This window comes from Vibrio sp. RE88, from assembly GCF_013113835.1.
Taxonomy (GTDB): Bacteria; Pseudomonadota; Gammaproteobacteria; order Enterobacterales; family Vibrionaceae; genus Vibrio.
Genome location: NZ_VTYQ01000002.1, coordinates 26,035 through 49,975 on the forward strand (window position 1 = coordinate 26,035; position 23,941 = coordinate 49,975).

A 23,941-nucleotide genomic window follows, 5' to 3' on the forward strand; every position below is an offset into this window, starting at 1 on the left:
AAATACTCGACGCTTACACCGTTTATACCGAATGAGTCTCTAGCCGGCTGAAACCCTTGCATTACGTAGACACGAAGTACCACTGCTATGCGTGATGCTTTTGTTGGGGGTTAAGGTCTTACTTCGATCGTCTTTAGCACTTTTGCAGGGTTGCCACCGATGACGACATTGTCTGAGAAACTTTTCGTCACGACTGAGCCTGAAGCAACGACAACGTTATCGCCCAAGGTTACTCCGGGGTTAATTGTGGCATGGCCGCCTATCCAGCAATTGTCACCTATTGATATTGGCTTCGCGGACTCCACTCCTGAAATTCTTTCATAAGGGTCAATTGGGTGACACGCGGTGTAGATGCCAACTTGTGGTCCAATGAAGCAGTTATTACCAATCCTGACTTCGGCGCAATCGAGAATCACGCAATGAAAGTTAGCGTAGAAGTTAGCACCGACATGGATGTTCTTGCCGTAATCACAGTTAAAGCTAGGCTCTATCTTGATATCTCCTTGGATGGTGCCAAACAGCTTGTTTAAGATCTCTGCGCGTGTGTCTTCCTGATCTCTCGTTGTTTGGTTGTACTCGGCTGTTAGTGCTCTTGCTTGTGAGCGCATGTCACGAAGCTCAGGCGTGCTTGGGTCATAAGGTTTACCCGAAATCATTTTGGTTAATTCGTCCAATGTGTAATCCTCTTAATGGATGATGTATTTGTTGTCATGTTTGAAGATAAAGGTTTATCTAAACCGTTAGCTCAATTCGGTTTCCGTCCGGGTCAAAGAAGCAACTTTCGTAGTAGCCGTCCCCCGTTGTTCTTGGGCTGCTGAGGATCTCGTAACCATCTGCAACTAAACGTTGAGTCAATTGATCTACTGCCTGTTCTGAACCAAGTGAAATGGCAATATGGATAAAACCAGTGAACTGGTCATAAAGGTCATCTTTTGACTCTGGAATGCTGTCCATTTGCATCAGTTCTAGGCGGCAACCACTGCTAAAAGATAGGAAGTAAGAAGAGAAGCTCTTTTCACTGTTATGGTATTTTTGATTGGGCGTCGCGTTGAAATACTTGATGTAGAAATCTTTTAGTAACTCTAGCTGTTTGGTCCAGAGCGCAACGTGCTCAATTTTCATAATTGCATCTCAGTCGGTGTGTTTGATAGGAAATGCTAATCGTGAGCTAGGAAGGAAAAAAGAGATGATTTCTATCGGTGATTTTTCCTCATTGTTGACGATATTGATTGGGAAAAAGCGAGATGTGGCTATGGATTCGTGACACTTAACTCTGGCGGAGTTGTAGTGCAAGAAAAGAGGATGTGATTGCCGACGGCGTTTTCCTAATTAGTGGATCTTGTTGGGGCGGTGGAATGAAATAAATCCTCTCATTTTGAGTGAGAGGATTTATTGTTGTGCTTTATGGCTTAAGGTTTGAGCTTAAGTACCTTATCGATATCTTCAGCGCTGTGGCGTTCTGGAACTTGTTCCCACTCTTCGCCCCATGCGCGGTTGACGATACGACCACGCTGGACTGCTTGGCGAGCTTCAATGGCTTCAGCCCAACGCTTAAGGTGTTTATAACTATCGACATCTAAGAACTCACCTGCATCATAGGCATTTCCTAACACTAAGTTTCCGTACCAAGGCCAGATAGCGATGTCTGCAATGCTGTACTCTTCACCCGTGATAAAGGTATTGTTTGCCAGCTGTTTGTCCAACACATCCAGTTGACGTTTCGCCTCCATTGAGAAGCGATTGATTGGGTATTCAAACTTCTCTGGCGCGTAGGCGTAGAAATGTCCAAAACCACCACCTAGGTACGGCGCAGAGCCCTGAAGCCAGAACAGCCAGTTCATGACCTCTGTTTTCGCCGCGACATCTGTTGGTAGGAAATGGCCGAATTTCTCGGCGAGGTAAAGCAGAATATTACCTGATTCGAATACATTGATTGGTGTGTCACCTGAGCGGTCAACCAACGCTGGGATCTTGGAGTTTGGGTTCACCTCGACAAAGCCAGAACCAAACTGATCACCGTCGCCAATTTTTATCAAATAAGCATCATATTCAGCTTCACTGACACCAAGCGCGAGAAGTTCCTCAAGCATAATCGTGACTTTCTGGCCATTTGGTGTGCCCATTGAATGAAGCTGGATTGGGTGTGAGCCCACAGGGAGCGCCTGCTCATGACGGGCGCCTGAGTCTGGTCGGTTAATGCTGGCCCACTGGCCGCCATTTTCATCTTCCATCTTCCAAACTTTTGGTGGTACGTATTGGTTAGTCATTGTTATTCCTTATCCAAAATTGATATCCGGCACTTCCTTATCTTGGGACAGATTCGAAAAGATAAAAGCCCCAACGGGTATTCTCATTAGAACCAAAGGTTCTGAAAAATTGTTTCTGGGTATAAGAATAACCTAGAGAGTCACCTCCTTATCGCAAAAATATGTTGAACGGACTCGAGTGAATATGTTGTCCAAAAAAGCCAATGCTACTCTGGCTCGAGTAGCAGGAAGACGTTTCGATGTATACCAAGCTGTCCCGTCAATTAAGCGCAGCTATGCAATCAAACGTTTAGTCGGGATGCTTACTTTCATCCGGTGGTTTGTGCACTAATTGATTGAAAAACAGGCGCCTAAATCACTATCCCTACCAAGATGTAACATGAACTCCTTGTTGCTTTATATCGCATTTTGATCTGTATACACCTTGATCTTGGTGGGTGTTGTTGTTTATTTGTTATTAATTTTACGTTTCATTAACCATTTTGGCTGTAATTGAGTGTTTTGTCATCGGGTTTGTTGCTTTGGTTCACAAAAGAGTGTGTCATTAAATTACAAAAATAAGAGTGAGATCGTGGTCACTCACTATACTGGTATAACAGGTATAGTGATTGTCCGTTAGAGGCTAATTTTGTGGTAAGGAACAAGAATGAATTTTGATGGTTTTTACGCGGCGACACTGACTCCGTTCAACCTAGATGAAAGCATTAACTATGAAGATCTTCAGGCATTGGTGAAATACAACTGCCAATCTGGTTTAAAAGGCTTGTATGTTGGTGGTTCAACGGCTGAAGCATTTCTGTGCAATACAAGTGAGCGAATTGAGCTACTGAAAGCGACCGCCGAAGTGGCGTCCTCTGAGATGACTTTGATTGCGCATGTTGGCGATATTTCAACCAAGAAAAGCGAAGAGATTGCCCGTGCAGCCGCTGACCTTCCTTATGACGCGGTGTCCGCGGTGACACCATTTTATTACCCAGTCGGTTTTGAACAGTTGAAACAACATTACACTGATATTATTCAGGCGGCTGGTAAACCTATGATTGTTTACAACTTCCCGGCGTTTTCTGGCACCAGCCTGTCCCGAGACCAAATCAGTGAACTTTTAACTTTAGAAGGGGTGGTTGCACTTAAGCAGACGTCTGCTGACTTGTATCAAATGGAGCAACTAACCCGCCGTCATTCAGACAAAACTGTGTTTAATGGATTCGATGAAATCCTAGCCTCAGGTCTAATGGCAGGAGCGCAAGGGGGGATCGGTTCTACCTACAATATTCAGGCTGGGCGTATCAAAGACATTGATGTGGCAATTCGTAACGGCCAGACACAGCAAGCTCAAGCACTTCAGAGAGAAGCGAATCAGGTCATTGATGGACTAGTTGCTGCAGGCGTGATACCTGGGCTTAAGTATGTACTTCAACAGAAAGGTGTCATTAGTTCTGCTCACTGCCGACGCCCAATTAATGCCGTGACAGCAGAAAATAAAGCGAAGTTAGATGCTCTCATCGAGGCAGGTTTATGCTAATTGGTCTGGATATCGGTGGAACTAAGATCGAGGGAGTGATTGTCTCTCCCTCCGATTCCAAAGTACATCACCGACTTCGTTTACCAACGCCAAAATCGCATTATGCGGATTTCCTCTCCAGCGTCCGTGAGGTGATAAATGAACTGCTGTCGAGAGAGAAAAACGCGTCCTCGATTGGGATCGGCTGCTGTGGTTCGATTAATCAGGTCAGCGGGTTGATGCAGGGCGCGAATATTTTGTATCTCAACGGAAAGGACTTTCTTGGGGATATACAAAGCACGTATGACTTGCCCATTGCATTAACCAACGACGCAAATTGTTTGGCGATTTCTGAGTTTAAGTCAGGTGCGGCAACCTGCGCACAGCAATCGTGTCTGTCCGTCATTATTGGTACCGGATGCGGTGGTGGCGTGATCGTCAATGGCAGCATTGTCGATGGGCTTAACGGCTTAGGTGGTGAAATCGGGCATAGCCCGCTACCGGGATACGCACCGGACATTGATGGTCAAACCGTCGATTGTTATTGCGGCTCAAAAAACTGCATTGAATCGTTTGTATCTGGAACGGGCTTTGAGCGTACTTGGGCAGAGAAACACAACCCAAGGTCGGCACCTGAAATTTTTGCCGCAGCAACACAAGGTGATAAAGCCGCGATTGAGCACGTAGAGCGATACGCTGATCAACTGGCAAGGGTGTTAGGGGCCATCGTCAACGTGATCGATCCTGAAATGATTGTCTTAGGTGGCGGGGTATCTAATCAGACGCTTTTGTACCCCATGGTGGAAGAGAAATTGAGCCAGTACACATTTAGTAAGCAAGTGACCACGCCAGTGGTACAAGCGAAACATGGAGACTCCAGTGGTGTACTGGGGGCCGCGTACTTACCAATGATGAAAGGAATGCTGTAAATGGTTTCAATCAAGTCGGTCCGCCCCATTATTTTAACCAGTGATTATGGTTTCGATGGGTGCGCAGAAAACTTGCTCCACTTACCAACGGGGCAACGTACGTGCTCCATGGTGGAGATTACACTGAGCAATGGTATCAAAGGCATTGGTGAAGGCTATTTAGGCGTCTTTGCACCACAAGTCTTTCGTTCGATTGTCGAACTTATCGCGCCTTCGATAACTGGGGATAACGTAGAGAAGGGCTATCAACAAGTGGTCAGAAAGGCCAAAAATGTCACGGCATATTGGTCGCTTCAAGGAGCCGCTCAGCATGTTATTTCTGCAATAGAGATCGCCTTGGTTGATGTGTACGCGAAGCTCAAGGGCGTTCCCGCTGTAGAGCTGTTTGGCGGTGCGAAAGTCAACGAAATTGAAATGTACGGCTCGGGTGGCGATTCACTTCACCCTATTTACATGACTAAAGAGCTGGAGCAACTGGCTGCGCGAGGCATCCGTACGATTAAGATTCGCGCCAGACACAATCAAGTGGCGAAAACCGTCTGGACCATCAATAAAGCTCAGCAGTTCGGTATTCAGGTCGCGGTGGATATGACCCAGAATTTGGCTGTAGAAGGGCAAACGGCGCAGGATGTGATTGCATTTCAACAAGAGGTTTTCAATGAAACTGGCCATAAACTGGTGTTCGTTGAAGAATGCTTGGGTCTGGACAAACTTGCTCAGCTTCCTGAACTGGCGGCCAATCCAGACATTAACGTGGCAGGCGGAGAAATCGTCACAACGAAAGAAGAGTTACTTGAGCGGATTGAACGGAGTTATTACAACGTTATTCAGCCCGATGCCTCGGTTCTTGGAGGAATTGAAGAGACCATTGACGTCTGCAAGTACGCTCAACAACACCAAATCAGGCCTGTGGTGCATTCTTGGGGCGGACCTGTGTCTATGATGGCGAATTATATTGCAGCCTTTGCCACTGGGTGCGATCTCATCGAATACCCGATGCCGAATTTCGCTATCCGACAAGCCATGTTTGATTTCGATGCGCATATCCAAGACGGCAAATTACGTCTCTCGGATAAACCGGGGCTAGGCATTGAATTGAGCCCAGAGCTTGAGTCGGAATTTCCTTATAAAGACAGCTCGGTTTATCACTGTTTTCCTTTGGAAAGCGGCCTAGATGCCCTTGAGCAAAGCCACGGTAACTGGAAGGAATAACCTTAAATGAAAGTGTATGTACATCCGGTATTAAGTGAACAGGAGCGTAGCTATTTCACGCAAGCGCTTGAGAGTGCCGTGACATTGGTGTTCAACGATGGCAGTAACGACGCTCATCGTGCAGAGAATGCGGATATCGCAATTGGCAACTTTGATACCGACTGGATAGGTAATATGGCTCAGTTGAAAGTCATCTTGCTCGACTCCGTGGGTACCGATAATTTCAACGGCTACCAATGGTCGCAGGGCAGTCAGGTGACAGTCCATAACCTTAATGACTTTTTCTCTGTTCCTGTAGCAGAAGAAGCCGTGGCCAGCCTTTTATCTGTCTATCGCCAACTGCCGGCACTCAACTGTGCACAGCGTGAGTCCCAATGGGCGAAAGACCAGATTCGTATGACAAAGCGGCTGCTCGCAGAATCTAAAGTGTTGTTGGTTGGGTATGGGAATATCGCTCAACGTATTGAGCACCTCCTTACCCCTTTTGGTTGTGAAATTGAAAAGTTTGACAGAAAAGACATGGCACTTATGGGCCGCGGAGGTCTGAAAGGTAAGGTGTCTGCCCACGATATTACGATCTCTACCATTCCCGCGACAGAAGAGTCTTTTGAACTGTTCGACGACGAGCTCTTCAGTGCCATGCCGGACAATGCTGTCTTCATGAATCTTGGCCGTGGAAATGTGGTTGACGAAGACGCGCTAGCTCGTAAAGCAACTCAGAATAAAGCGTTCAATGCTTGTCTTGATGTCACCAAGCAAGAACCTTTGCCTGCTTCCTCAGCGTTGTGGCAGCTACCGAATGTGTGGCTTACGCAGCATACGGGGGGAGGCTGTGAAACAGAAAATTATAAGAAGATTGACGTCTATACCCGACAGATACAACGATTACTGGCCGGCTTGCCGCTCAATAATCAAGTTCAATTCTAATAAGGACAATTAGGAAATAACGATGAAAACTACCCTTAAACTCAGTGTGATTGCAACTGCACTTCTTGCCGCCAATGCCTACGCAAAAACTGAACTGAAAGTCGGTTTTAATGAAGCTTATAACAGCCCAATTTACCACGGTATGGTGAAGGCGGCGGATGAGCTAAACAAACTCTCCGATGGTGAGTTGACATTAAGGCTGTATGAAGGTGGTCAACTAGGTAATGTTCACGAGATGCTGGAACAGGTCTCATTAGGTGAGCTGGATATGTCGATGCAGGTGTTTGGGGGTTATGCCCAGTACGTACCAGAGTTAGGCGCGCTGGAAACGGCTTACATAGTGCGAGACTTCGATCATCTGCAGAAGATCTTCAACAGTGATTGGGGTATGAAGGTTCGTACTGAGCTGGAACAGAATTTTGATCTGAAACCTATCGACAGCTGGTACTTTGGTGTTCGTCAGACCACTTCTAACCGTCCTATTAACTCGATTGATGACATGCAAGGCATGAAGCTGCGCACGCCAAATGCTAAGGCGTTAGTGGATTACGCAAAAGCCATGGATGCCATCCCGTCGCCAATCGCTTATGCCGAAGTGTATCTGGCACTACAAACGAATGCCGTTGATGGTCAGGAAAACCCTATTCCGTCTATTGAAGCGATGAAATTCTACGAAGTTCAGAAGTATCTGGCGATGACGAACCACGTGGTTCAAGACCAGACCATCTCAATCAATAGCTCGCGTTGGGGTGACTTGTCAGAACAGGAACAGCAATGGCTGATGAGTGCATTGAATGCGGGTGGCGAGGAAGCGGAACGCCGAATTAAAGAAAACACCGACAAGTTCCTTGCTCTGTTCAAGGAGTCAGGTGTGACGGTCACGCATCCAGATTTAGAACCGTTCCGCGCTGCAATGAAACCGTACTATGCCGCGCTGGATAAGCAATATGGCAAAGGGTTTACTCAAACTCTGATCGACGCTAAGTAAACGTTATCTGGCGAAGCCTTTGTGCTTCGCCTGAATTTGAGATTTCGCTATGCATAAAATTATCTCGAAAATGGAATGGGCTGAGAAACAGCTGTCTATCTTTCTTTTTCTTGCCATGCTTGTGGTTCTGACCGTCCAGATCGTCAGTCGCTACTTTTTGTCAGTGGCGTTGCCGTGGACAGAGGAGCTATCACGCTGGCTCTATATTTACATTGTTTTTATTGGTGCAAGCGAAGCGGTATCTCGCCGCGATCACATTGCAGTTGATGTGGTGCCGAATCGTCTCAGCCCACGAACCAATTTGATTCTGGATGTTTTGATCCATGCAACGTTTGCGGTCATCGCCGCTGTTATTGTCTATCGCGGCTACGCTTTTGCTCTGCGTATGGACAGATTGGGTTCAATCACCATGGATGTTCAGATGTCAGCGCTCTATGCCGCCGTTCCGATCGGGTTTGTTTTGGTTGGTATCAAGTCTGCGATGAATGCCCTGATATCGTTAGGTAAGTTACTTCGTCCAAACGAAGGTAATGTGAGCGTCGGCTCCCACGTTTGTAAGTAAAGGTATGACACTATGTTTGGTATTTTTGGTGGATGGGCCGCTTTACTTGCGGTAGGCATGCCAGTCGCGTTCACTCTTTATGTTGTTTCAATTATTTATCTGTTGATGAATGGCGGGATTGCGCTTGCTCCGCAGAAAATCATCGCAGGGCTTAACTCATTTCCGTTATTGGCTGTACCCTTTTTCATTTTCAGCGGATTGTTGATGAACTCGGCGGGTATTACCGACAAGATGTTTAAATTTGCCCGTGACTTAACAGGGCACTTCACTGGCTCGCTTGGTCACGTCAATGTGATGGCTAGCTTGCTGTTTTCTGGAATGTCAGGTTCCGCGCACGCTGATGCTGGCGGGCTAGGTCAGCTTGAAATCAAAGCGATGCGTGATGAAGGCTATGATGACGGCTTCTCAGGTGCCATCACTGCCGCTTCCAGTGTAATTGGCCCGCTGATGCCACCAAGTATTCCAATGGTGATTTATGGCGTGATGTCAGGAGCGTCTGTAGGTGCACTGTTCTTAGCGGGTGTGGTGCCAGCACTATTGTGTGCGGGCGCGCTCATGCTCATGGTTTACGCCATTGCGAAGAAAAAAGGCTATCCGGTTTACCCTCGCGCGTCATTCAAGACCATTTGCTATTCATTTAAAGATGCTGCTTTGGCGCTGTTGACGCCAGTCCTCATTATCGGCGGCATATTCTCTGGCATCGTGACACCAACAGAGGCTGCGGTTGTGGCTTCTCTGTATGCGATGTTCCTTGGTTTCTTTGTCTACCGCGAACTCAGCATCAAGCGTTTCGTTGAGCTGGTGCATGAGACGATCAACACATCGGCGGTGATCGGTTTTCTAATTGGTGGGGTGAGTCTTTTTGGCTACGTCATCATCAAGGAAGACATTCCACTTAAAGCCGCAGAGCTGTTCCTACAGGTGACGGATTCTCCACTTATCTTCCTGCTGTTAGTGTCGGTGATGTTATTCATCCTTGGTGCCTTTATTGAGACCTTGGCACTCTTGCTGATACTTATCCCGATTTTGTTGCCGATAACCGTTCAGCTGGGGATTGATCCGGTTCACTTTGGTGTGGTGGTTGTACTGAACATGATGCTCGGGATACTAACGCCACCTATGGGGGTTTCTCTATTCGTTGTGGCGAAGGTGGGTAACATTCCATATGAAACGTTGGCGCGCTCGGTGCTTATCTTCCTTGTTCCGCTGATTGCAGTGTTACTGATGATCATATTCTTCCCGCAATTGGTGATGTTCTTACCTAACCACTTGTTATAAAGACGATTATCATGCTGGCAGCAATCATGTTGCTGGCTATTACCAGTATTAGAATAGAATGAGAGAGCGGTTATGATTCGCGGAAACTGGGCAACGCTACTATTGCCGATTGAGAACGAAAACATCAATTTTGATTTGCTGGCGAATCAGATTGACCACTACATCGAGGTTGGCGTCGATGGGATTTACTCCAACGGCACTGCAGGTGAGTTTTACACCCAGTCAGAGCTTGAATTTCAGCAGGTGAGCCAACTCTTGGCCGAGAAGTGTCATGCAGCAGATATGCCTTTTCAAATTGGTGCCTCTCACTGTCACCCTCAGGATGCGTTAGCACGGGTTGAGTATGCAGCGGCGCTCAAACCAAGGGCGATTCAGGTGATCTTGCCAGATTGGTTCCCTTGCAACACAGAAGTCGCGCTGACATTTCTCCGTAAAGCGCAGCAAGTAGCCCAAGGTGTCGAATTGATTCTTTACAATCCGCCTCACGCTAAGGTGAATCTGACGGCTGAGCAGTTAAATTTCCTGTTCGATAATGTTGACGGGCTAGTTGGCTTCAAATTACCACGTATTACGCCTGAGATTGAGGCAACAGGCTTGGCGCAGAAAGCATCAATATTTGTCGCAGGGCATTTTCTGGCTACTGATGCGCGTAAAGGAGCGAAGGGCGCCTATTCCAATGTGTGTTGTTTGAATCCGGCGGCCGCACAGAAATGGACGGAAGACTGCCTCGCAAACAGTGAGCAGGCACTGGAACTGGAAAGCCGGATCCAGCGTTTTATGGAGCAAGAGATCGCGCCTTATATTACAGAGCAAGGCTTCAGCAACGCAGCGGTTGATAAATTTATGGCAGCAATGGGAAGTTGGAGCCAGATTTCTTCCACCATGCGCTTCCCATTTGCCTCGATTCCAGATGCGGATCTAGAAAGAAAAATTGCGGCGAGAAATGCGATTCTTCCTGAGTTCAGTCGCTAGTTAAGCACTGATAATCTGATTAAAAATATTTTATACTGACAAAGTAACGACAACGATAATAAAGGACACACGAATGGAATTAGCCTCCTTTCCGTTAAAGCCCATGAAAAAAACCAAGCTTTCCGATAGTGTTGCTGATGAAATCGAAAAACTCATCATCAACAAGACTCTGAAAGAAGGCGATACGTTACCCTCTGAGCGTGAGCTAATGGCGGCGTTTGATGTTGGACGTCCATCTGTACGTGAAGCGTTGTTGAAATTATCTCAAAAAGGCTTAGTTGAGATTAAAAGTGGTGAGAAGACTCGTGTCACTAAACCTTGCACCGATACGCTATTGAGCAATATTTCCGGTTTAGCCATCGCACTCCTTTCCCAGCAAGACGAGAAGCGTCAATTTGAGCAGTTACGTCAGCTGTTTGAAATTGCCATGGTGCGTGAAGCCGCGCGAGTCCGAACGGAAGATGATCTGGCGCGTCTTAAAATGATCTTGGAGCAAAACAAGCTTCATTGCAGCAATTACGACGAGTTTGTAGAAACGGATATTGCTTTTCACCGCTGCATCATCAATATGATTGACAACCCGATGATCTCGTCTCTTTATGAGTCTTTGATTTCTTGGCTTATCAAAACGCGTAATCCTGAAGATTACACGCCTTACCATGAGCAAAACTATCAAGAGCACGTCAAAATTTATCAGGCCATCGCCCAAGGGGACGCAGACCTTGCGGAAGCCGAAATGAGAGCGCATTTAGAAGCGGTAATGCGTATCGAAAAATAGCGCACATGAGACAAAGCAGCCCTGCAAGTGATATGCAGGGCTGCTTTTTTATTGGGCTTTCAATTCTGCCAATACGTTAAGTAGTGACGGTTGAATGCTATGCCCTAATGCTTTCACTTCTTCACAGGGTTCGAGCAAATCGGGGATTTGATAGGTGGTCATGTTGGCTGCGACCGCACTTTTTACCCCGTTATTGGAGTCTTCGAATGCAATACAGTGTTCAGCTTCAACATTGAGGCGGTCAGCAGCCAATAGATAGATTTCTGGGTCCGGCTTGCCGACAGACACTTCACAGCCGCAAGTCAGGCTATCAAAGTACTTGTCTAAACCCGCAAGGCGCAGTTTAATTTCTGCGACGTCACGGTGAGTAGAGGTTGCCACTGCGGTTGGAATTTGCTGTTCTTTAAGCCATTCCAACAGTTCCACTACGCCTTCTTTTACTGGGATTGGTTGGTGTTTGACAATAGCATCGTAGTTGCGGCGCCACTCATTGTGGAGTTTGTCGAGATCATCCCCATAGGCAGCTCGAAAGATCTTTTCTATGCCCGCGGCATTACGCCCGATGATGGAGAGATAAACGTCTTCATAGAAAGGCAGGTTGACGTTCACACAGGCTTGCTTAAAGACTCGCATGCATACACGCTCGGTGTCTAACAGTAGGCCATCCATATCAAAGATAGCGGCTTGAATTTTCATGGGTACAGCATAATCCTTAACGGTTCGGGCGCTCATTCTTGCACACTTCTAAATTATAGTAAAAGCGCTGATATGACGTGGATTTATCGATTGTTAAGGTGAGGTTAGGGGAAGGTCACAATCCGATATTTGGAGTGATTGAATCGTTTGCTATTTATTGTTTTGTTATTTACTTTATCGTCAACTGTTCTATACCAAAGTACTCTCATGAAAAACATTTTCACTATAGCAGCGTTAAGCGCTGCATTGTCTGCTCCGTTTGCAGCATTTGCCAAACCGATTGAATTTCAAAACATCCCTGAAATCATGAACAAATTTGAGTCTGCGGATTTGTACGTGAAAAAATCCGCAACATTGGGCCGTTTGCCTGAGGCATCAGAGCTGGGAAGCGATTTTCCTACCTACGTCTCAGATGGTAAAGGCGGTTATAGCCTTGAAACGCGCAACGTGATGACGGATAGCGTGGTGATAGCCAGTATGCCAGAGCCGATTGTGGGTGAAGTCTATAATCAGTGGTTAGTGCCAAAAGAAACTTGGCAGAAAACCTATGGAAAGCTGCCAACGTCGACAGAATTTAAGCCGTTCAAGCGAATTAAAACCATCAAAGCCATCAAGATTGATGACGAGATGCTGAAATTACTCGGCAGTGAAGATGGCAAAACCGCCATTATCAAAGTGAGCTGGGATGAGCAGGGAATGAAAGTCTACAAAGACGGTTACCTTGCTGATTACGAGTACGGTATTGCTCCTCAGGAAATGCAGGAAAACTACGAGTTAGCCAAGTAATATTAAAGGCTTACACATAAAAAAGGTCTGGTATTTACCAGACCTTTGTCATTTCAGCGGAAACTACAGCATCCACATTCTTGCTGTGCGTGCCGGAATGTTAAACGTATGGTTACGCGAATTCACGACAGTTGTATCTCCCGTTAGCGTGTCTTTGTACGAAACGTTCCAATTGAACTCGTGTTGGTACGTATCCACAGTAACGGATTTCGCATCGCCACACTTGTTGATACCGACTACGCCTTCCTTACCACGTTTGAAGACCAGCGTGCACTGGTCACTGTGTAAGACGGTCATTGATTTACCCTGCATCGAGTTGTGGAACTTGAGCATGTTAATCATAGTGGCGTCTTTCCAGACGTCAGCCCAGCGACCATTATCTCTATCTTCGCTGTCTGGTAGCTCATCACTATAGACAAGTGGCGTGCCACCATCTTTACCCAAAACGTATGCGTAAGCTAACTGCTCATCCTTAGGATCCATGATTTGATAACGGAAACCATCATTGGTTGGAATGTCATGAGTCACGGTGAAGGTAATGGCGCGCGAGTTTTCTAACGCTTGACCGTAGGCTTGAGGATCATGAAGTTGGTTTAATCCGCCACCGAAAGAGAAAGCGCCGCGAATTGAAGCGAACAGAGGGAAATCGTAAGCGGCGTGATTGGTATTGTTCAGATAAGGTGCCAAAAAGGCTTCATAACCACTATCGCCCTTACCCCCACTGGTAATGACTTCGCCAAAAACATGCATTCCAGACGTAATGTCTGATGTGAAAATCTGATCGATCTGGTACTGGCTCATGTGTTTGACAGCATCGATGCGGAAGCCTTTAATTCCCATCGATTTAAGTGCCTGAAGGTATTTCTTCTGCTGTGACACCACCCAGTTATTTGGATCTAAATCTGGTAGCCCGGTATCGCCATTATCACCACAAAGTCGCCAGTACTGAACGTGACCTGGGTCGTTCCAGTTGGTGATACAACCGGCAGGGTGGAAATCATTGCCAGAGAACAGGTTCTGACTCAAGTCGCCAAATAATGTCTGGTTGGCGTAGTAACTTGAGCGCGCAGAGTAGTCGTTAAGCACTTCAGTGCCAGGGTAATTCAGGTCGCTACGCTTTGACGCTTCGTTGGCCATATGATTCAGAACGACATCGGCATAAACGTCTACATCTTGCGCTTTAAGTGCAGCAATCATCGCTTGTAAATCTTGCTTATTGCCCAGAGGAGAATCGATAACACGAAAATCCTGAGGCTGATAGCGAGCCCACCATTGGGTGCCACTTGATTTCATTGCCGGTGAAATCAGAACCTTTTTGAATCCGTTCGCGGCGATTTGCTGGGCGTTATTCGTTACATCCGAATATTTCCAGTTGAACGCATGCAGGATTGCGTCGGCATAAGTGACTTGCGGTACGCTGAGTACAGCGGTGGCAGCGAGTAAAGTTGTTATTTTTTTCATAGGGTGTTTCTCGTTATTGATATTCAGGCTAATGATATTTTTATGGCTTGCTATTAGTAGTGCTCGAAATAGAAGACTGAATTGCGGTCACACTCTGTAGGGGTTCAATTTATAAAATTTCTAGTAGAGTAGAACTTTGCAGGCTTTGAGGTCGTTTTTTGAACGAATTGTTCGAAAGTTGTACAAAGTGCTAGCTTGAGCACTTTTTTGTAACGTTGACGAAACCGTTATTTATTATTTGTTGAGTTAAGGTGGACCATTGAACGACGTAAGCATACGCAGACTCCAACAACTGCTTATCAAATATGAAGCAGGGAAAACATATCACCTATCGATCGATGAACTGGAAATAGCGTTATCTACTTCAAGAAGAAACACTTCCAATATTCTGAGAAGCTTGTCTGACATAGGTTGGATCAGTTGGCTTCCCTCTAAGGGGAGAGGAAAGCTCAGTCAGTTTAAGATCTTGCACAACCTACAAGGGGCACTCGAGCAAACATTCAATAAAGAGCTCGAACAAGGACGCTTTTCTTGTATTTCTCGTTTGATGGAGCTGTATGGGCACCTTGCAGTAAAAGCCATGGCTGAAGCAACAGCAACTCGTGCGAGTGCTAATGAACGCTGCGATAGTTTGCTAATCACTGAATATCCATGGGTAGACACACTTGAACCAGCTAAGACATACCGTATCGCTGAAATGCAGGTAATCCGCAGCATTTATAGTACTTTGTTGGTGCAAGATGAATCAGGACGTATTCAAGCGGGACTGGCGCATTGTTGGAAAGTGGAAGGACGTTTTATTCATTTGTGGCTGCGTCAGGGGATAGTTTGCCATGACGGGGAAAACTTAGAAGCCACTGATGTTGCTGAATGTCTTAACAAGCTCAAGGTTACCGATGGACCGGTGAAGTATCTCTTTGAGCAGGTCGTTGAAATACGCATCCTTGGTGCAGGGCAAGTAACGATTGAGCTGCAGCAACCTAATACTTTGTTTTTGCATGTTTTATGTTTGGTTCATGCTTCGATCTATCGCCTCAAATCGGCGTATTTCTCAAGTGGCCTAAGTACGTATATAGGAAGCGGTCCTTTCTATCTGAAGGATTGGGATCGAGAGCGCTTGGTGTTAAAACGACATCGTAACTACTATGCGCAATCTGCCTTGCTAGATAAGATCACCTTGTCGTCTTCTTCAGAGCTGAGTGACTTTAGCATCAGTTTCAATAAGGATGGAGATTGTGAGGAGAGTACTATCAATGCTTTGTCTTACCTTGCCATCAATACAAGGCCTGATGCAGGAATCAGCCGAAGCAACCTCCATCAACTTGTTGAGTACTTACGTCGTTGCCGAGCTAAGTTGGACTCAGAAACTGTTGTTAATGATGTGGGCTTTGCACCTTGCTTTGACAGTGTTTCTGATGACGCGCCACCACACTTAATTGGACACCTAGTACTGACCATGCCCCGGCTGACCATTCCTTGCCTGCAAAAGATCGCTGGGTGGATAAAGAGCACAATTCTAGAAACCGGACTGACCCTTGAGATTCTCGAGTTAGAGGATATCAGTAATCCAAGTTCAGTCAGCGGCCATGCCGATATTCTATTTATTGAAGAAGTCATAGAGCAGCCTGAAGAGTTTGGATTGTATGACTGGCTTCTTGCTAGCTCCGGCCTGAAGTTCATTTACGATCAAACAGAAATGGATGTTCATTATGAGCAAGTGAAGCACGCAATGAGCGATATTTTGTACGTCTATTCATTGCGGAAAATTGAGCAGGCTTTGTATGACAATAACCTGCTTTTGCCTCTGTTCCATGGCAAAGAAAAGATTTCACGTAGCCTTGAAGTTCATGGTGTTGAAACGAATAAATCTGGACTGAGTGAGTTCTATAAACTTTGGATTGATAAGGAAAAACAATAAGTTAATATCACTTTATTGATAATGGATGGTTAATAAAACATGCATGGTTTTCGTTAAACCCTTTCATGTTTTATGCCTATCAAAGCCTATACCATCGGCACGTGTTACCAATGATTACACATCAGGATGCACTTGCTCTGTGCGGTGCAGTTTTACTCATAGGAAATATGTGTCAGGGCTTATTATCATGACTTCCAAAATTATAACTATCGCGACTGTTTCTACACTTTTGACAGCCTGTGGAGGTGGTGACGGAGGAGCAACCTCGTCATCCACTTCGCCATCCTCTCTTCAATCTAAATCAATTCAAGGTGTTGCTATTGATGGCTACATATTAGGTGCGACTGCATTTCTTGATCTGAACTACAACGGTGAGCTGGATAGCGGTGAACCAAAGAGTATTACCGATGCCAATGGTCGATATGAGCTTTCTCTATCCGGAGATAATGCAGATTGTATTGATTATGCGCCAATCGTGGTTGATGTACCTGTTGGTGCAATTGATGCTGACGATCCAAACAATCCAATTGAAGAGCCGTATCAGCTGTTCTTTCCTCCAGTAAAGATGACGACTTCAGATTCTGAAATTAGGTCAACGACCCCATTGACTTCCATGCTTTGGAACGAGATGAAGCTAAAACTGGACCTAGAAGATAATGCTATGAGTAGTTGTGCAGACCTAAAACTTGCGATTCAGTTGCAAGGCATTACAGACAATAGCATTCAGGAATTAGAAAACGGTGTGGCGAGCCGGAATAACGTTAGTGTAGAGCAACTGTATAGTGACTTCATAAAAGAGGATGACAGTGAAGTAAAAGCGCTTACACAGAAACTAATGCCAGTAATCAAGGAGTCTTATCGTGAATCAAAAATGTTGAGACAAGAAAACCCAGCAGCCGAAGAAGCTTATGTTAGTTACATTGTACGCAGTAAAAAGGATACCAATGGCGGGCTGAACGACCAATGGTACAAAGTTCAAGTGACAAAGAGTGATTCAAAGGTAGAAACAAGAGCATATGAAGTAACGAGCGAGCTTGTTGACCCTCAATTGCTTGAGCATATTGTGACACACACAGCCGAGAATAGTGACTTGTCCTATACAAGAGAGTACAGCCTGCGTAGAGAAGCTGAGGGTAATCAAGAGTCTATTTTGAGTCGTTCATTTAATTGCACAATTAAAGAAACTATTGAGGAATCTCGAGTTACCGATGCAAATTCAATGACTATTTATGAAGTAACCAATCAATCTGGTACTAAAAAAGAGTCCAGTATGGACGATTGTTTTGGTAATTATGTTGGTGGGGCTGATTTTGAGCAAACCATAGAAGTGATGGCGATTAATAATAGTCAGGATCAAGGGACAGTCATTACTGGGCATCGTTTTACTTATGACCAACATACTCCCTATGCCAAATGGGTAGACGTGGATCCTACTTTGAATAATGTTAATGGAAATTTGCTGGGAAGTTTTTTCTATATAGGCACCGATTTTAGTGAAAACTCGGCTCACGACTCAGTACGTTGGGTGAGATCGAAAGCTGAGTTTGGGCAAAGTGTGTTTGGTCAGAATGAGTCGTTACAGTATCAAGTGATTACAACAAAGGACTCAAATGGAGATTGGTATATGGAAACTGACTACGATGATGGCCGCTCTGTATATGAGTGTTCTGAAAGCCAACTTGGTGAGTGGGCTCAATGTTCAAGTTCACTGTCTCCTTTCACCAATAACGATAAGGTTCTTAACAATACTAGACTACCAGTACTTAAGGTTACAGCTGCACTTTTGCAACAATGAGCCACTTAAAAATAGTGGGTTACGTGAGAAAGTAGGCCATTTGAATGAAAAAACATGCACTATTTTCATCCATTTCTTACATGTTTTTCCAAGCTCACAGTCGTTAGTATTCTCAATGCGTTAACCACTGCTATAACGCTACGCGCCATTAAATCCTTAGTGGCGCGTTTTTGCCTTTCACTTTTCATCGGAAATTTTGCAATGAATCTTAAACTTCTTGCTGTTGTCCCCTTCTCTATAGGCATAGTTGCATGCGGGGGAGGCGGCGACGGTGGCTCATCTAGCTCTAGCGCTTCATCACAAACACGAAGTCTTCAAGGTGTGGCTATTGATGGATACATCTCTGGAGCGACGGCGTTCTTAGATATCAACTACAACGGTCAGTTAGATTCTGGCGAGCCGAGTGCTGTGACTAATTCTGAGGGCAGCTATCGCTTATCCTTGTCTGGTAGTAACTCTGATTGTATTGATTACGCGCCTATTGTTGTAAATGTCCCTGTCGGTGCGATTGATGCAGATGCTCCTAATACGCCTATCAGTAAACCGTATCAGCTTGTTTTTCCTCCAGCGATGACACTGAGTTCTGAGCATGAGATAAAATCCACAACTCCTCTAACGACGGTATTGTGGAATCAAATTCAGGAAGATCTGCATGAAAGCGGTATCACTAGTTGTACGGCGTTGAGATCAGCTGTTAACACCCAAGAAAAGGTTATTCAAAATGTGAAGGAGCACGATCACCGTATTGCGGCCCGCTACAACATCGCAGTAGATAAAATTTACGGCGATTTCATTAAGGATGATAACAAAGAGCTGTACGAATTAGCTCAGAAGATGATGCCCGCGATTAGACAGTCGTACAGTGATACCAAAGCACTTCAACTGGAGAACTCAGGGGTTCATCAAGCCTACATAGATTACTACTGGAAATACTGGGACGAAGATACAAAGCAAAAAGTTGATAAGTGGTATAAAGTCAAAACGGTTCTCACTGAAACTAAGCTGGTACACACAGAATATGAAGTGTTAGAAGACTTAAAGACCGAAGTACTATTAACCCGCCACACAGAGCGAAATACGAAAAAGAAAGCAGGGTTTGATTACACTAAGAATGCTTCATTATGGATCAACGAAGATAACGCCAGCTACAGCTGTTACATCACGGAGTCAATTGAGCAGCTTGTTCAACCCAACTCTCTGAAAACTTACCGTGTCAGTAACAGCTCAAGCACGCAAGAACTGGATTGGGATAGCTGCAAAAACAACAATGTGGGAAGTAATTTCACCCAATCTTTGGAAGTGACAGTCGTTAATAATTATCGTGATGGTATGTTACGTGCCCAGCATACTTTTGGTTATTATCCCGATCCCAAATATCCAGAATGGGTAAACATTGAACAGAAGGTCGATAGTTTTAGCCGTAGTACATTGGATCAACTAAGTTATATATCCTCAGATTTCAATGACGACTCAGATTACGGGGCACATACATGGGTGAGATCTAAGTCTTCTCAAGTGGCTGTAACACCGTATAAATTCGACGGTATCACAATTTCAAGAAATGCTATTGGGGATTGGTGGAAGAATACTTATTACCACAATGGTACCTCTTCGTTGGAATGTTCCTTGGACAAAGGAAAGACTTGGTCAAAGTGTAAATGAGTGTTGTGTTTAGAGATTGAGCCCCTTAATGGGGCTTTTCTTTAGCGGGAACCATTTAGCAAGTATTTGTAGTAAACCAAAGAGAGAATGTTTAGTAGACTGTGCCCCTAATTACAAAATACAAAGGGAAATCAGAATGAGTCAGCAGAAAGTCGCCTTTATTGGTCTGGGTGTGATGGGTTACCCAATGGCGGGTTACCTTAGCAAAGCCGGTCATGTAACGAAGGTGTTCAATCGCACCAAAGCCAAAGCAGACAAGTGGGCAGAGGAATATCAGGGCACAGCGTGTGAGACGCCTAAACAAGCGGCTCAGGATTGTGATGTTGTGTTCGTTTGTGTGGGTAATGACGACGATGTACGCAGTGTCATTTACGGCGACGATGGCGTTCTTGCTGGATTGAAAGCAGGTGCCGTGCTGGTGGACCATACGACAACCTCTGCTGAGCTGGCGGTTGAATTGGCGGCTGCAGCAAAAGAAAACGGCAATCAGTTTATTGATGCGCCAGTTTCTGGTGGTCAAGCGGGTGCTGAAAACGGCGTGTTGACCATTATGTGTGGTGGTGATCAAGCTGTGTTCGAACAAATCTCACCAGTGATGGATGTGTACGCTAAACAAATGACATTACTGGGAGAAAACGGTCAGGGTCAACGCTGTAAAATGGTCAACCAAATCTGTATTGGCGGTATTCTCCAAGGGCTTAGCGAAGCGCTATTACTTGCTCAAAAGTCAGGTTTGGATGTTGAGCAAGTGGTTGAAACCCTCAAACATGGTGCAGCAGGCTCATGGCAAATGGAAAATCGCGCCGTGACAATGTCACAAAATAAATTCGATTTTGGTTTTGCCATTGATTGGATGCGCAAAGACTTAGGGTTCTGTCTAAAGGAAGCGGAACGAGTCGGACTTGATTTACCGTTAACGAAGAAGGTCGATGAGCAATACGCTGAGCTACAACAAGATGGCTACGGACGTATGGATACTTCTGTATTGATGAAAGCGGTGGCTAAGAATCAGTAGCTGGGTGATCGTAAACATCATTGTTTCTTGATATTAACTCGTTAAGTACATAATCAATACCGCCAATGAAGGCGCTATCGCGCCTTCCATTCCCAATATCTGCCACTCTCATCTCTTTGATACTTTACGATTCTTTCCTATTCAGCACTGGTTACTGTGACGAATATTGGGCATTAGTGTCTGCCTACGGCATTTAACCTCGAATTGTCATAGAAGTTAACTGATGAAACATTTTATTAATATATTCAACTTGATGTAGCTAAATCGTTTAATTACTAAAGTGGGAAACTTCATACAAATATAATTAATGTCCAACACTCTATCGGTGAGAATCACATCCATGTGATAGAGCTTTTCGTCTTAATGCTGATAAAGACTGCCTATTTAATTTATATATTCATATTTTGAACTTCAAATGATTTATTACTTCAAATCTGAAATGATAATTTTCATTTTTTGTGATTTCGATTTTTTAATTCTCGGGTGTATATTTTTTAGAGCACGGATTCATGGATATTGGTAATCATATATCCAACGCCTGTGAAGAATAATTATCAGATTTCACTGTTTTTGTGATATTTAATTATATGATTATTCTGAGCAGTCAATTATTACGGAAATAATATAAATTTAACTTTTAAAGAATAATGACAATTTATTCTGATTTAGGGTGATTTATGAGTGTAAATATTAACAGCGATCCAATTTTGGTTGCCGGAAGGAGGATTCTTGTTGCCCAGGCGAGTTTGGGGTTTGTATTCATTGTGTATGAATACATGCGAAACAATACGCTGAGCGCAGAATCGGCTCTGTGCGGTGTACTGATCGCCATTCTCCCATCAGTCCTGGGTATGGTGTTCGCATCTGTGAAATCAAGGCTAAAACCTGATAAGAGCTTACGTGACCTCATGCACTTAAGTCGCAACATCAAGGTGATTTATACCATTGTAATGTTTGTTCTGACGTTTAGGTTCATGGCGCTTCGCAACATTGTGGTTTTGATTGGCTTCAGTGTGACCATGTTGGGGCATTTCTTGACGCCGATGTTTAAAGACCAATTAGAAAGGAAAGCATAATGTATACTGTCCAGTCTGCTCATCAATATATTGAGCACCACCTGACTTTTCTCACGGCTGGAAATGGTTGGTTTGGGATTAATATTGATTCCATGATCATGGTTTGGTTAACCGGTGCTGTATTCATTTTATCATTCCGCCATGCAGTGAAAAAAGGAACGAAAGGCGTTCCAGGGCGCTTTCAGTGTTTAATTGAAGTTATATTTGAATTTGTTGATGATATCGTAAAGGAAATATTTCAAGCTAAAGACAAGATAATAGGTCCGTTAGCGTTGACGATATTTGTCTGGGTATTGTTAATGAATGCTATTGACTTGTTACCTATTGATTTAATACCAGCTTTTACTCGTTCGTTGGGGATAGAACACTTTAGAGATTTACCTTCCGCCGATGTCAATATTACGATGTCTATGGCTCTGGGGGTATTTATATTGGTTTTAGGATATACATTTAAAAATAAAGGCGTGAAAGGTTTTATTAAGGAGTTAACCACTCAACCATTTTCACATCCACTGTTATATCCAGTGAACTTAGTTCTTGAATTGGTAACGTTAATTTCTAAACCAATATCTTTGGGTCTTCGACTATTTGGCAATATGTATGCAGGTGAAATGATCTTCATTCTCATTGCGTTAATGCCGTGGTGGATGCAATGGGCACTAAGTGTTCCTTGGGCGCTGTTCCACATTCTTATTGTTGTTCTTCAAGCCTTTATTTTCATGGTACTGACCGTCGTTTATCTCGGCATGGCTGTTGAAGAGCATTAATTTCAAAAATCTTATTTCTTAATTAAAAAATTCAATTCTAGGAGTTGTTATGGATATCGTTAGCGCAGTTCTTTACGTAGCGGGTGCACTACTGATCGGTCTTGGTGCAGCGGGCGCCGCATCAGGTATCGGTAACCTTGCAGGTAAGTACCTTGAAGGTGTGGCTCGTCAACCTGATTTGACCCCAATGCTTCGTACTCAGTTCTTCATCATGATGGGCCTTGTAGATGCGGTGCCAATGATCGGTGTGGGTATCGGCTTGTACATCATCTTCGCTGTAGCGTAATTCGAATTATTAGTTTTCATAACGTTATAGAAGAGAGGGTGCTATGAACTTAAATGCCTCAATGTTTGGTCAGGCGATCTCCTTCGTGATTTTCGTTTGGCTGTGCATGAAATATGTCTGGCCACCACTTGTAAAACTGCTTGATGAACGTCGTGCTGAAATTGCCCAAGGTCTTGAGCAAACAGAAAAAGCAGCACAAGAGTTAGAACTGGCAAAAGCGAATGGTGAAGCGCTGCTGACAGAAGCTCGCTCAAAAGCTCACGCCATCATCAACCAAGGTAAGCAACGTCAAGAACAGATGGTTGCGGAAGCGGTTGACCTAGCAAATCAAGAGAAAGCGCGCATTGTCGCAGAAGGCAAAGCGGAAGTGGAATGCGAACGCAGCAAAGTTCGCCAAGAGCTGAAAGATGAAATGGCGGATCTGGTGATTGAAAGTGCCAGCAAGCTGATCAATCGCAATCTGGATAGCTCGGCTAACCGCGATTTGGTGAACCGCTTCATCAACGAAATGTAGGAGGGCACATGTCCGAATTGACAGTGGTAGCTCAACCCTACGCAAAAGCGGCGTTTGATTACGCTCGCGATGCAGAATGCTTGGACGATTGGCAACAAATGTTTGCGATTACCCAAGTGGTCTTGGAACAACCTAACACGCGTCTGGTCTTGAATGACCTTAATGAAGACGGTTCTGAACAACCATTGTTGGACCTGATTCTTCATGCTGGCGGTGAATGGTTGAATCAAAACTTCGAGAATTTTCTTCGCATTATGGAAGAGAACAAGCGCCTAAAAGCGCTCAGTGAAGTTAGCGTTCAGTTCCAAGAGATGAAAGCGGATTGCGAACGAACCATGACAGTAACAGTACGTGTTTCAGAACTTCTGGATGAGGAACAGATGGTAAGGCTTAAACAAGCGTTAACCGAAAAATACGGTAAAGCCATCACACTAGAAACACAACTGGATCCATCCCTTGTAGGTGGTGTGGTGATCACAGCAGGGCAGACCGTGTATGACGGCAGTGTCCTCACCAACCTAAGCCGATTGGCGACCAACCTACATGTGTAA

General features: G+C 44.8%; 24 protein-coding genes. 19 read left to right on the forward strand and 5 right to left on the reverse strand.

Annotation, left to right across the window (positions count from 1 at the left end):
* Window positions 1-110: 110 nt before the first annotated feature.
* The 3 genes from F0265_RS03620 to yghU form a co-directional block, all read right to left on the reverse strand.
* On the reverse strand, window positions 111-674 hold the full coding sequence (locus tag F0265_RS03620; protein ID WP_301338219.1) for a sugar O-acetyltransferase: 564 nt from the start codon (window positions 672-674) through the stop codon (window positions 111-113).
* A gap of 58 nt (window positions 675-732) precedes the next feature.
* Window positions 733-1,122, reverse strand: a complete 390-nt coding sequence (locus F0265_RS03625) for a VOC family protein (protein WP_171747829.1) — start codon at window positions 1,120-1,122, stop codon at window positions 733-735.
* Between the two features lie 287 nt (window positions 1,123-1,409).
* Complete coding sequence (gene yghU, locus F0265_RS03630; RefSeq protein WP_171747830.1) at window positions 1,410-2,267, reverse strand: glutathione-dependent disulfide-bond oxidoreductase; 858 nt, start codon at window positions 2,265-2,267, stop codon at window positions 1,410-1,412.
* Window positions 2,268-2,913: 646 nt separating this feature from the next.
* Between yghU and F0265_RS03635 the strand changes: the two genes are divergently transcribed.
* The 9 genes from F0265_RS03635 to F0265_RS03675 all read left to right on the forward strand — a co-directional run bounded on the left by F0265_RS03635 (window position 2,914) and on the right by F0265_RS03675 (window position 11,414).
* Entirely contained in the window at window positions 2,914-3,789 is an 876-nt protein-coding gene (locus F0265_RS03635; protein WP_095559691.1) for an N-acetylneuraminate lyase, read from the forward strand.
* Entirely contained in the window at window positions 3,783-4,697 is a 915-nt protein-coding gene (locus F0265_RS03640; protein WP_171747831.1) for an ROK family protein, read from the forward strand. Before F0265_RS03635 ends, F0265_RS03640 begins: the two co-directional genes overlap by 7 nt.
* Complete coding sequence (locus F0265_RS03645) at window positions 4,698-5,909, forward strand: enolase C-terminal domain-like protein (RefSeq protein WP_171747832.1); 1,212 nt, start codon at window positions 4,698-4,700, stop codon at window positions 5,907-5,909.
* 6 nt (window positions 5,910-5,915) lie between these two features.
* Window positions 5,916-6,836, forward strand: coding sequence for an NAD(P)-dependent oxidoreductase (locus F0265_RS03650; RefSeq protein WP_171747833.1), 921 nt, complete (start codon window positions 5,916-5,918; stop codon window positions 6,834-6,836).
* A gap of 22 nt (window positions 6,837-6,858) precedes the next feature.
* Window positions 6,859-7,824 (forward strand): sialic acid TRAP transporter substrate-binding protein SiaP, encoded by a 966-nt coding sequence (locus F0265_RS03655; protein WP_045986045.1) that lies wholly within the window; start codon window positions 6,859-6,861, stop codon window positions 7,822-7,824.
* A 49-nt stretch (window positions 7,825-7,873) separates the two neighbouring features.
* On the forward strand, window positions 7,874-8,386 hold the full coding sequence (locus tag F0265_RS03660) for a TRAP transporter small permease (protein ID WP_171747834.1): 513 nt from the start codon (window positions 7,874-7,876) through the stop codon (window positions 8,384-8,386).
* Between the two features lie 12 nt (window positions 8,387-8,398).
* Window positions 8,399-9,664 carry a TRAP transporter large permease gene (locus F0265_RS03665; protein ID WP_045986047.1) on the forward strand — a complete coding sequence of 422 codons (1,266 nt, stop codon included), beginning with the start codon at window positions 8,399-8,401 and terminating at the stop codon, window positions 9,662-9,664.
* 72 nt (window positions 9,665-9,736) lie between these two features.
* Window positions 9,737-10,636 (forward strand): dihydrodipicolinate synthase family protein, encoded by a 900-nt coding sequence (locus F0265_RS03670; protein WP_171747835.1) that lies wholly within the window; start codon window positions 9,737-9,739, stop codon window positions 10,634-10,636.
* Window positions 10,637-10,709: 73 nt separating this feature from the next.
* Window positions 10,710-11,414: an FCD domain-containing protein gene (locus F0265_RS03675; protein WP_171747836.1), complete on the forward strand. Its 705-nt coding sequence runs from the start codon at window positions 10,710-10,712 to the stop codon at window positions 11,412-11,414.
* A gap of 48 nt (window positions 11,415-11,462) precedes the next feature.
* Here F0265_RS03675 and F0265_RS03680 read toward each other — a convergent pair whose 3' ends face one another.
* The gene (locus tag F0265_RS03680; RefSeq protein WP_006961358.1) at window positions 11,463-12,110 is read right to left on the reverse strand and encodes an HAD family phosphatase; all 648 of its coding nucleotides are present in this window, start codon (window positions 12,108-12,110) and stop codon (window positions 11,463-11,465) included.
* A gap of 207 nt (window positions 12,111-12,317) precedes the next feature.
* Here F0265_RS03680 and F0265_RS03685 point away from each other — a divergent pair, with 207 nt between their 5' ends.
* Window positions 12,318-12,896 (forward strand): hypothetical protein, encoded by a 579-nt coding sequence (locus F0265_RS03685; protein WP_171747837.1) that lies wholly within the window; start codon window positions 12,318-12,320, stop codon window positions 12,894-12,896.
* Window positions 12,897-12,959: 63 nt separating this feature from the next.
* Here the strand turns inward: F0265_RS03685 and F0265_RS03690 are convergent, their stop codons facing one another.
* Window positions 12,960-14,357 (reverse strand): alpha-amylase family protein, encoded by a 1,398-nt coding sequence (locus F0265_RS03690; protein ID WP_171747838.1) that lies wholly within the window; start codon window positions 14,355-14,357, stop codon window positions 12,960-12,962.
* Window positions 14,358-14,616: 259 nt separating this feature from the next.
* Between F0265_RS03690 and F0265_RS03695 the strand changes: the two genes are divergently transcribed.
* The 9 genes from F0265_RS03695 (at window position 14,617) to F0265_RS03735 (ending at window position 23,941) form a co-directional block, all read left to right on the forward strand.
* On the forward strand, window positions 14,617-16,275 hold the full coding sequence (locus tag F0265_RS03695; protein ID WP_171747839.1) for an ABC transporter substrate-binding protein: 1,659 nt from the start codon (window positions 14,617-14,619) through the stop codon (window positions 16,273-16,275).
* 187 nt (window positions 16,276-16,462) lie between these two features.
* Window positions 16,463-18,070, forward strand: coding sequence for a hypothetical protein (locus F0265_RS03700; RefSeq protein ID WP_253809318.1), 1,608 nt, complete (start codon window positions 16,463-16,465; stop codon window positions 18,068-18,070).
* 201 nt (window positions 18,071-18,271) lie between these two features.
* Window positions 18,272-19,732 (forward strand): hypothetical protein, encoded by a 1,461-nt coding sequence (locus tag F0265_RS03705; RefSeq protein ID WP_171748178.1) that lies wholly within the window; start codon window positions 18,272-18,274, stop codon window positions 19,730-19,732.
* A gap of 136 nt (window positions 19,733-19,868) precedes the next feature.
* On the forward strand, window positions 19,869-20,747 hold the full coding sequence (locus F0265_RS03710) for an NAD(P)-dependent oxidoreductase (RefSeq protein WP_171747841.1): 879 nt from the start codon (window positions 19,869-19,871) through the stop codon (window positions 20,745-20,747).
* Between the two features lie 677 nt (window positions 20,748-21,424).
* Window positions 21,425-21,823 (forward strand): ATP synthase subunit I, encoded by a 399-nt coding sequence (locus tag F0265_RS03715; RefSeq protein WP_171747842.1) that lies wholly within the window; start codon window positions 21,425-21,427, stop codon window positions 21,821-21,823.
* Window positions 21,823-22,590 carry a F0F1 ATP synthase subunit A gene (atpB, locus tag F0265_RS03720; RefSeq protein WP_171747843.1) on the forward strand — a complete coding sequence of 256 codons (768 nt, stop codon included), beginning with the start codon at window positions 21,823-21,825 and terminating at the stop codon, window positions 22,588-22,590. The genes F0265_RS03715 and atpB overlap by 1 nt, the downstream gene beginning before the upstream one ends.
* Window positions 22,591-22,639: 49 nt before the next feature.
* Entirely contained in the window at window positions 22,640-22,876 is a 237-nt protein-coding gene (gene atpE, locus F0265_RS03725) for a F0F1 ATP synthase subunit C (protein WP_004730405.1), read from the forward strand.
* A 43-nt stretch (window positions 22,877-22,919) separates the two neighbouring features.
* On the forward strand, window positions 22,920-23,390 hold the full coding sequence (locus F0265_RS03730; RefSeq protein ID WP_171747844.1) for a F0F1 ATP synthase subunit B: 471 nt from the start codon (window positions 22,920-22,922) through the stop codon (window positions 23,388-23,390).
* An 8-nt stretch (window positions 23,391-23,398) separates the two neighbouring features.
* Window positions 23,399-23,941 carry a F0F1 ATP synthase subunit delta gene (locus F0265_RS03735; protein WP_171747845.1) on the forward strand — a complete coding sequence of 181 codons (543 nt, stop codon included), beginning with the start codon at window positions 23,399-23,401 and terminating at the stop codon, window positions 23,939-23,941.

Excerpts from the sequence above, each read along its gene's own strand:
- F0265_RS03625 (WP_171747829.1), bottom strand. The coding sequence starts at position 1,122 with ATGAAAATTGAGCACGTTGCGCTCTGGACCAAACAGCTAGAGTTACTA.
- yghU (WP_171747830.1), bottom strand. The coding sequence starts at position 2,267 with ATGACTAACCAATACGTACCACCAAAAGTTTGGAAGATGGAAGATGAA.
- F0265_RS03635 (WP_095559691.1), top strand. The coding sequence starts at position 2,914 with ATGAATTTTGATGGTTTTTACGCGGCGACACTGACTCCGTTCAACCTA.
- F0265_RS03640 (WP_171747831.1), top strand. The coding sequence starts at position 3,783 with ATGCTAATTGGTCTGGATATCGGTGGAACTAAGATCGAGGGAGTGATT.
- F0265_RS03645 (WP_171747832.1), top strand. The coding sequence starts at position 4,698 with ATGGTTTCAATCAAGTCGGTCCGCCCCATTATTTTAACCAGTGATTAT.
- F0265_RS03650 (WP_171747833.1), top strand. The coding sequence starts at position 5,916 with ATGAAAGTGTATGTACATCCGGTATTAAGTGAACAGGAGCGTAGCTAT.
- F0265_RS03655 (WP_045986045.1), top strand. The coding sequence starts at position 6,859 with ATGAAAACTACCCTTAAACTCAGTGTGATTGCAACTGCACTTCTTGCC.
- F0265_RS03660 (WP_171747834.1), top strand. The coding sequence starts at position 7,874 with ATGCATAAAATTATCTCGAAAATGGAATGGGCTGAGAAACAGCTGTCT.
- F0265_RS03665 (WP_045986047.1), top strand. The coding sequence starts at position 8,399 with ATGTTTGGTATTTTTGGTGGATGGGCCGCTTTACTTGCGGTAGGCATG.
- F0265_RS03670 (WP_171747835.1), top strand. The coding sequence starts at position 9,737 with ATGATTCGCGGAAACTGGGCAACGCTACTATTGCCGATTGAGAACGAA.
- F0265_RS03675 (WP_171747836.1), top strand. The coding sequence starts at position 10,710 with ATGGAATTAGCCTCCTTTCCGTTAAAGCCCATGAAAAAAACCAAGCTT.
- F0265_RS03680 (WP_006961358.1), bottom strand. The coding sequence starts at position 12,110 with ATGAAAATTCAAGCCGCTATCTTTGATATGGATGGCCTACTGTTAGAC.
- F0265_RS03685 (WP_171747837.1), top strand. The coding sequence starts at position 12,318 with ATGAAAAACATTTTCACTATAGCAGCGTTAAGCGCTGCATTGTCTGCT.
- F0265_RS03690 (WP_171747838.1), bottom strand. The coding sequence starts at position 14,357 with ATGAAAAAAATAACAACTTTACTCGCTGCCACCGCTGTACTCAGCGTA.
- F0265_RS03700 (WP_253809318.1), top strand. The coding sequence starts at position 16,463 with ATGACTTCCAAAATTATAACTATCGCGACTGTTTCTACACTTTTGACA.
- F0265_RS03705 (WP_171748178.1), top strand. The coding sequence starts at position 18,272 with ATGAATCTTAAACTTCTTGCTGTTGTCCCCTTCTCTATAGGCATAGTT.
- F0265_RS03710 (WP_171747841.1), top strand. The coding sequence starts at position 19,869 with ATGAGTCAGCAGAAAGTCGCCTTTATTGGTCTGGGTGTGATGGGTTAC.
- F0265_RS03715 (WP_171747842.1), top strand. The coding sequence starts at position 21,425 with ATGAGTGTAAATATTAACAGCGATCCAATTTTGGTTGCCGGAAGGAGG.
- atpB (WP_171747843.1), top strand. The coding sequence starts at position 21,823 with ATGTATACTGTCCAGTCTGCTCATCAATATATTGAGCACCACCTGACT.
- atpE (WP_004730405.1), top strand. The coding sequence starts at position 22,640 with ATGGATATCGTTAGCGCAGTTCTTTACGTAGCGGGTGCACTACTGATC.
- F0265_RS03730 (WP_171747844.1), top strand. The coding sequence starts at position 22,920 with ATGAACTTAAATGCCTCAATGTTTGGTCAGGCGATCTCCTTCGTGATT.
- F0265_RS03735 (WP_171747845.1), top strand. The coding sequence starts at position 23,399 with ATGTCCGAATTGACAGTGGTAGCTCAACCCTACGCAAAAGCGGCGTTT.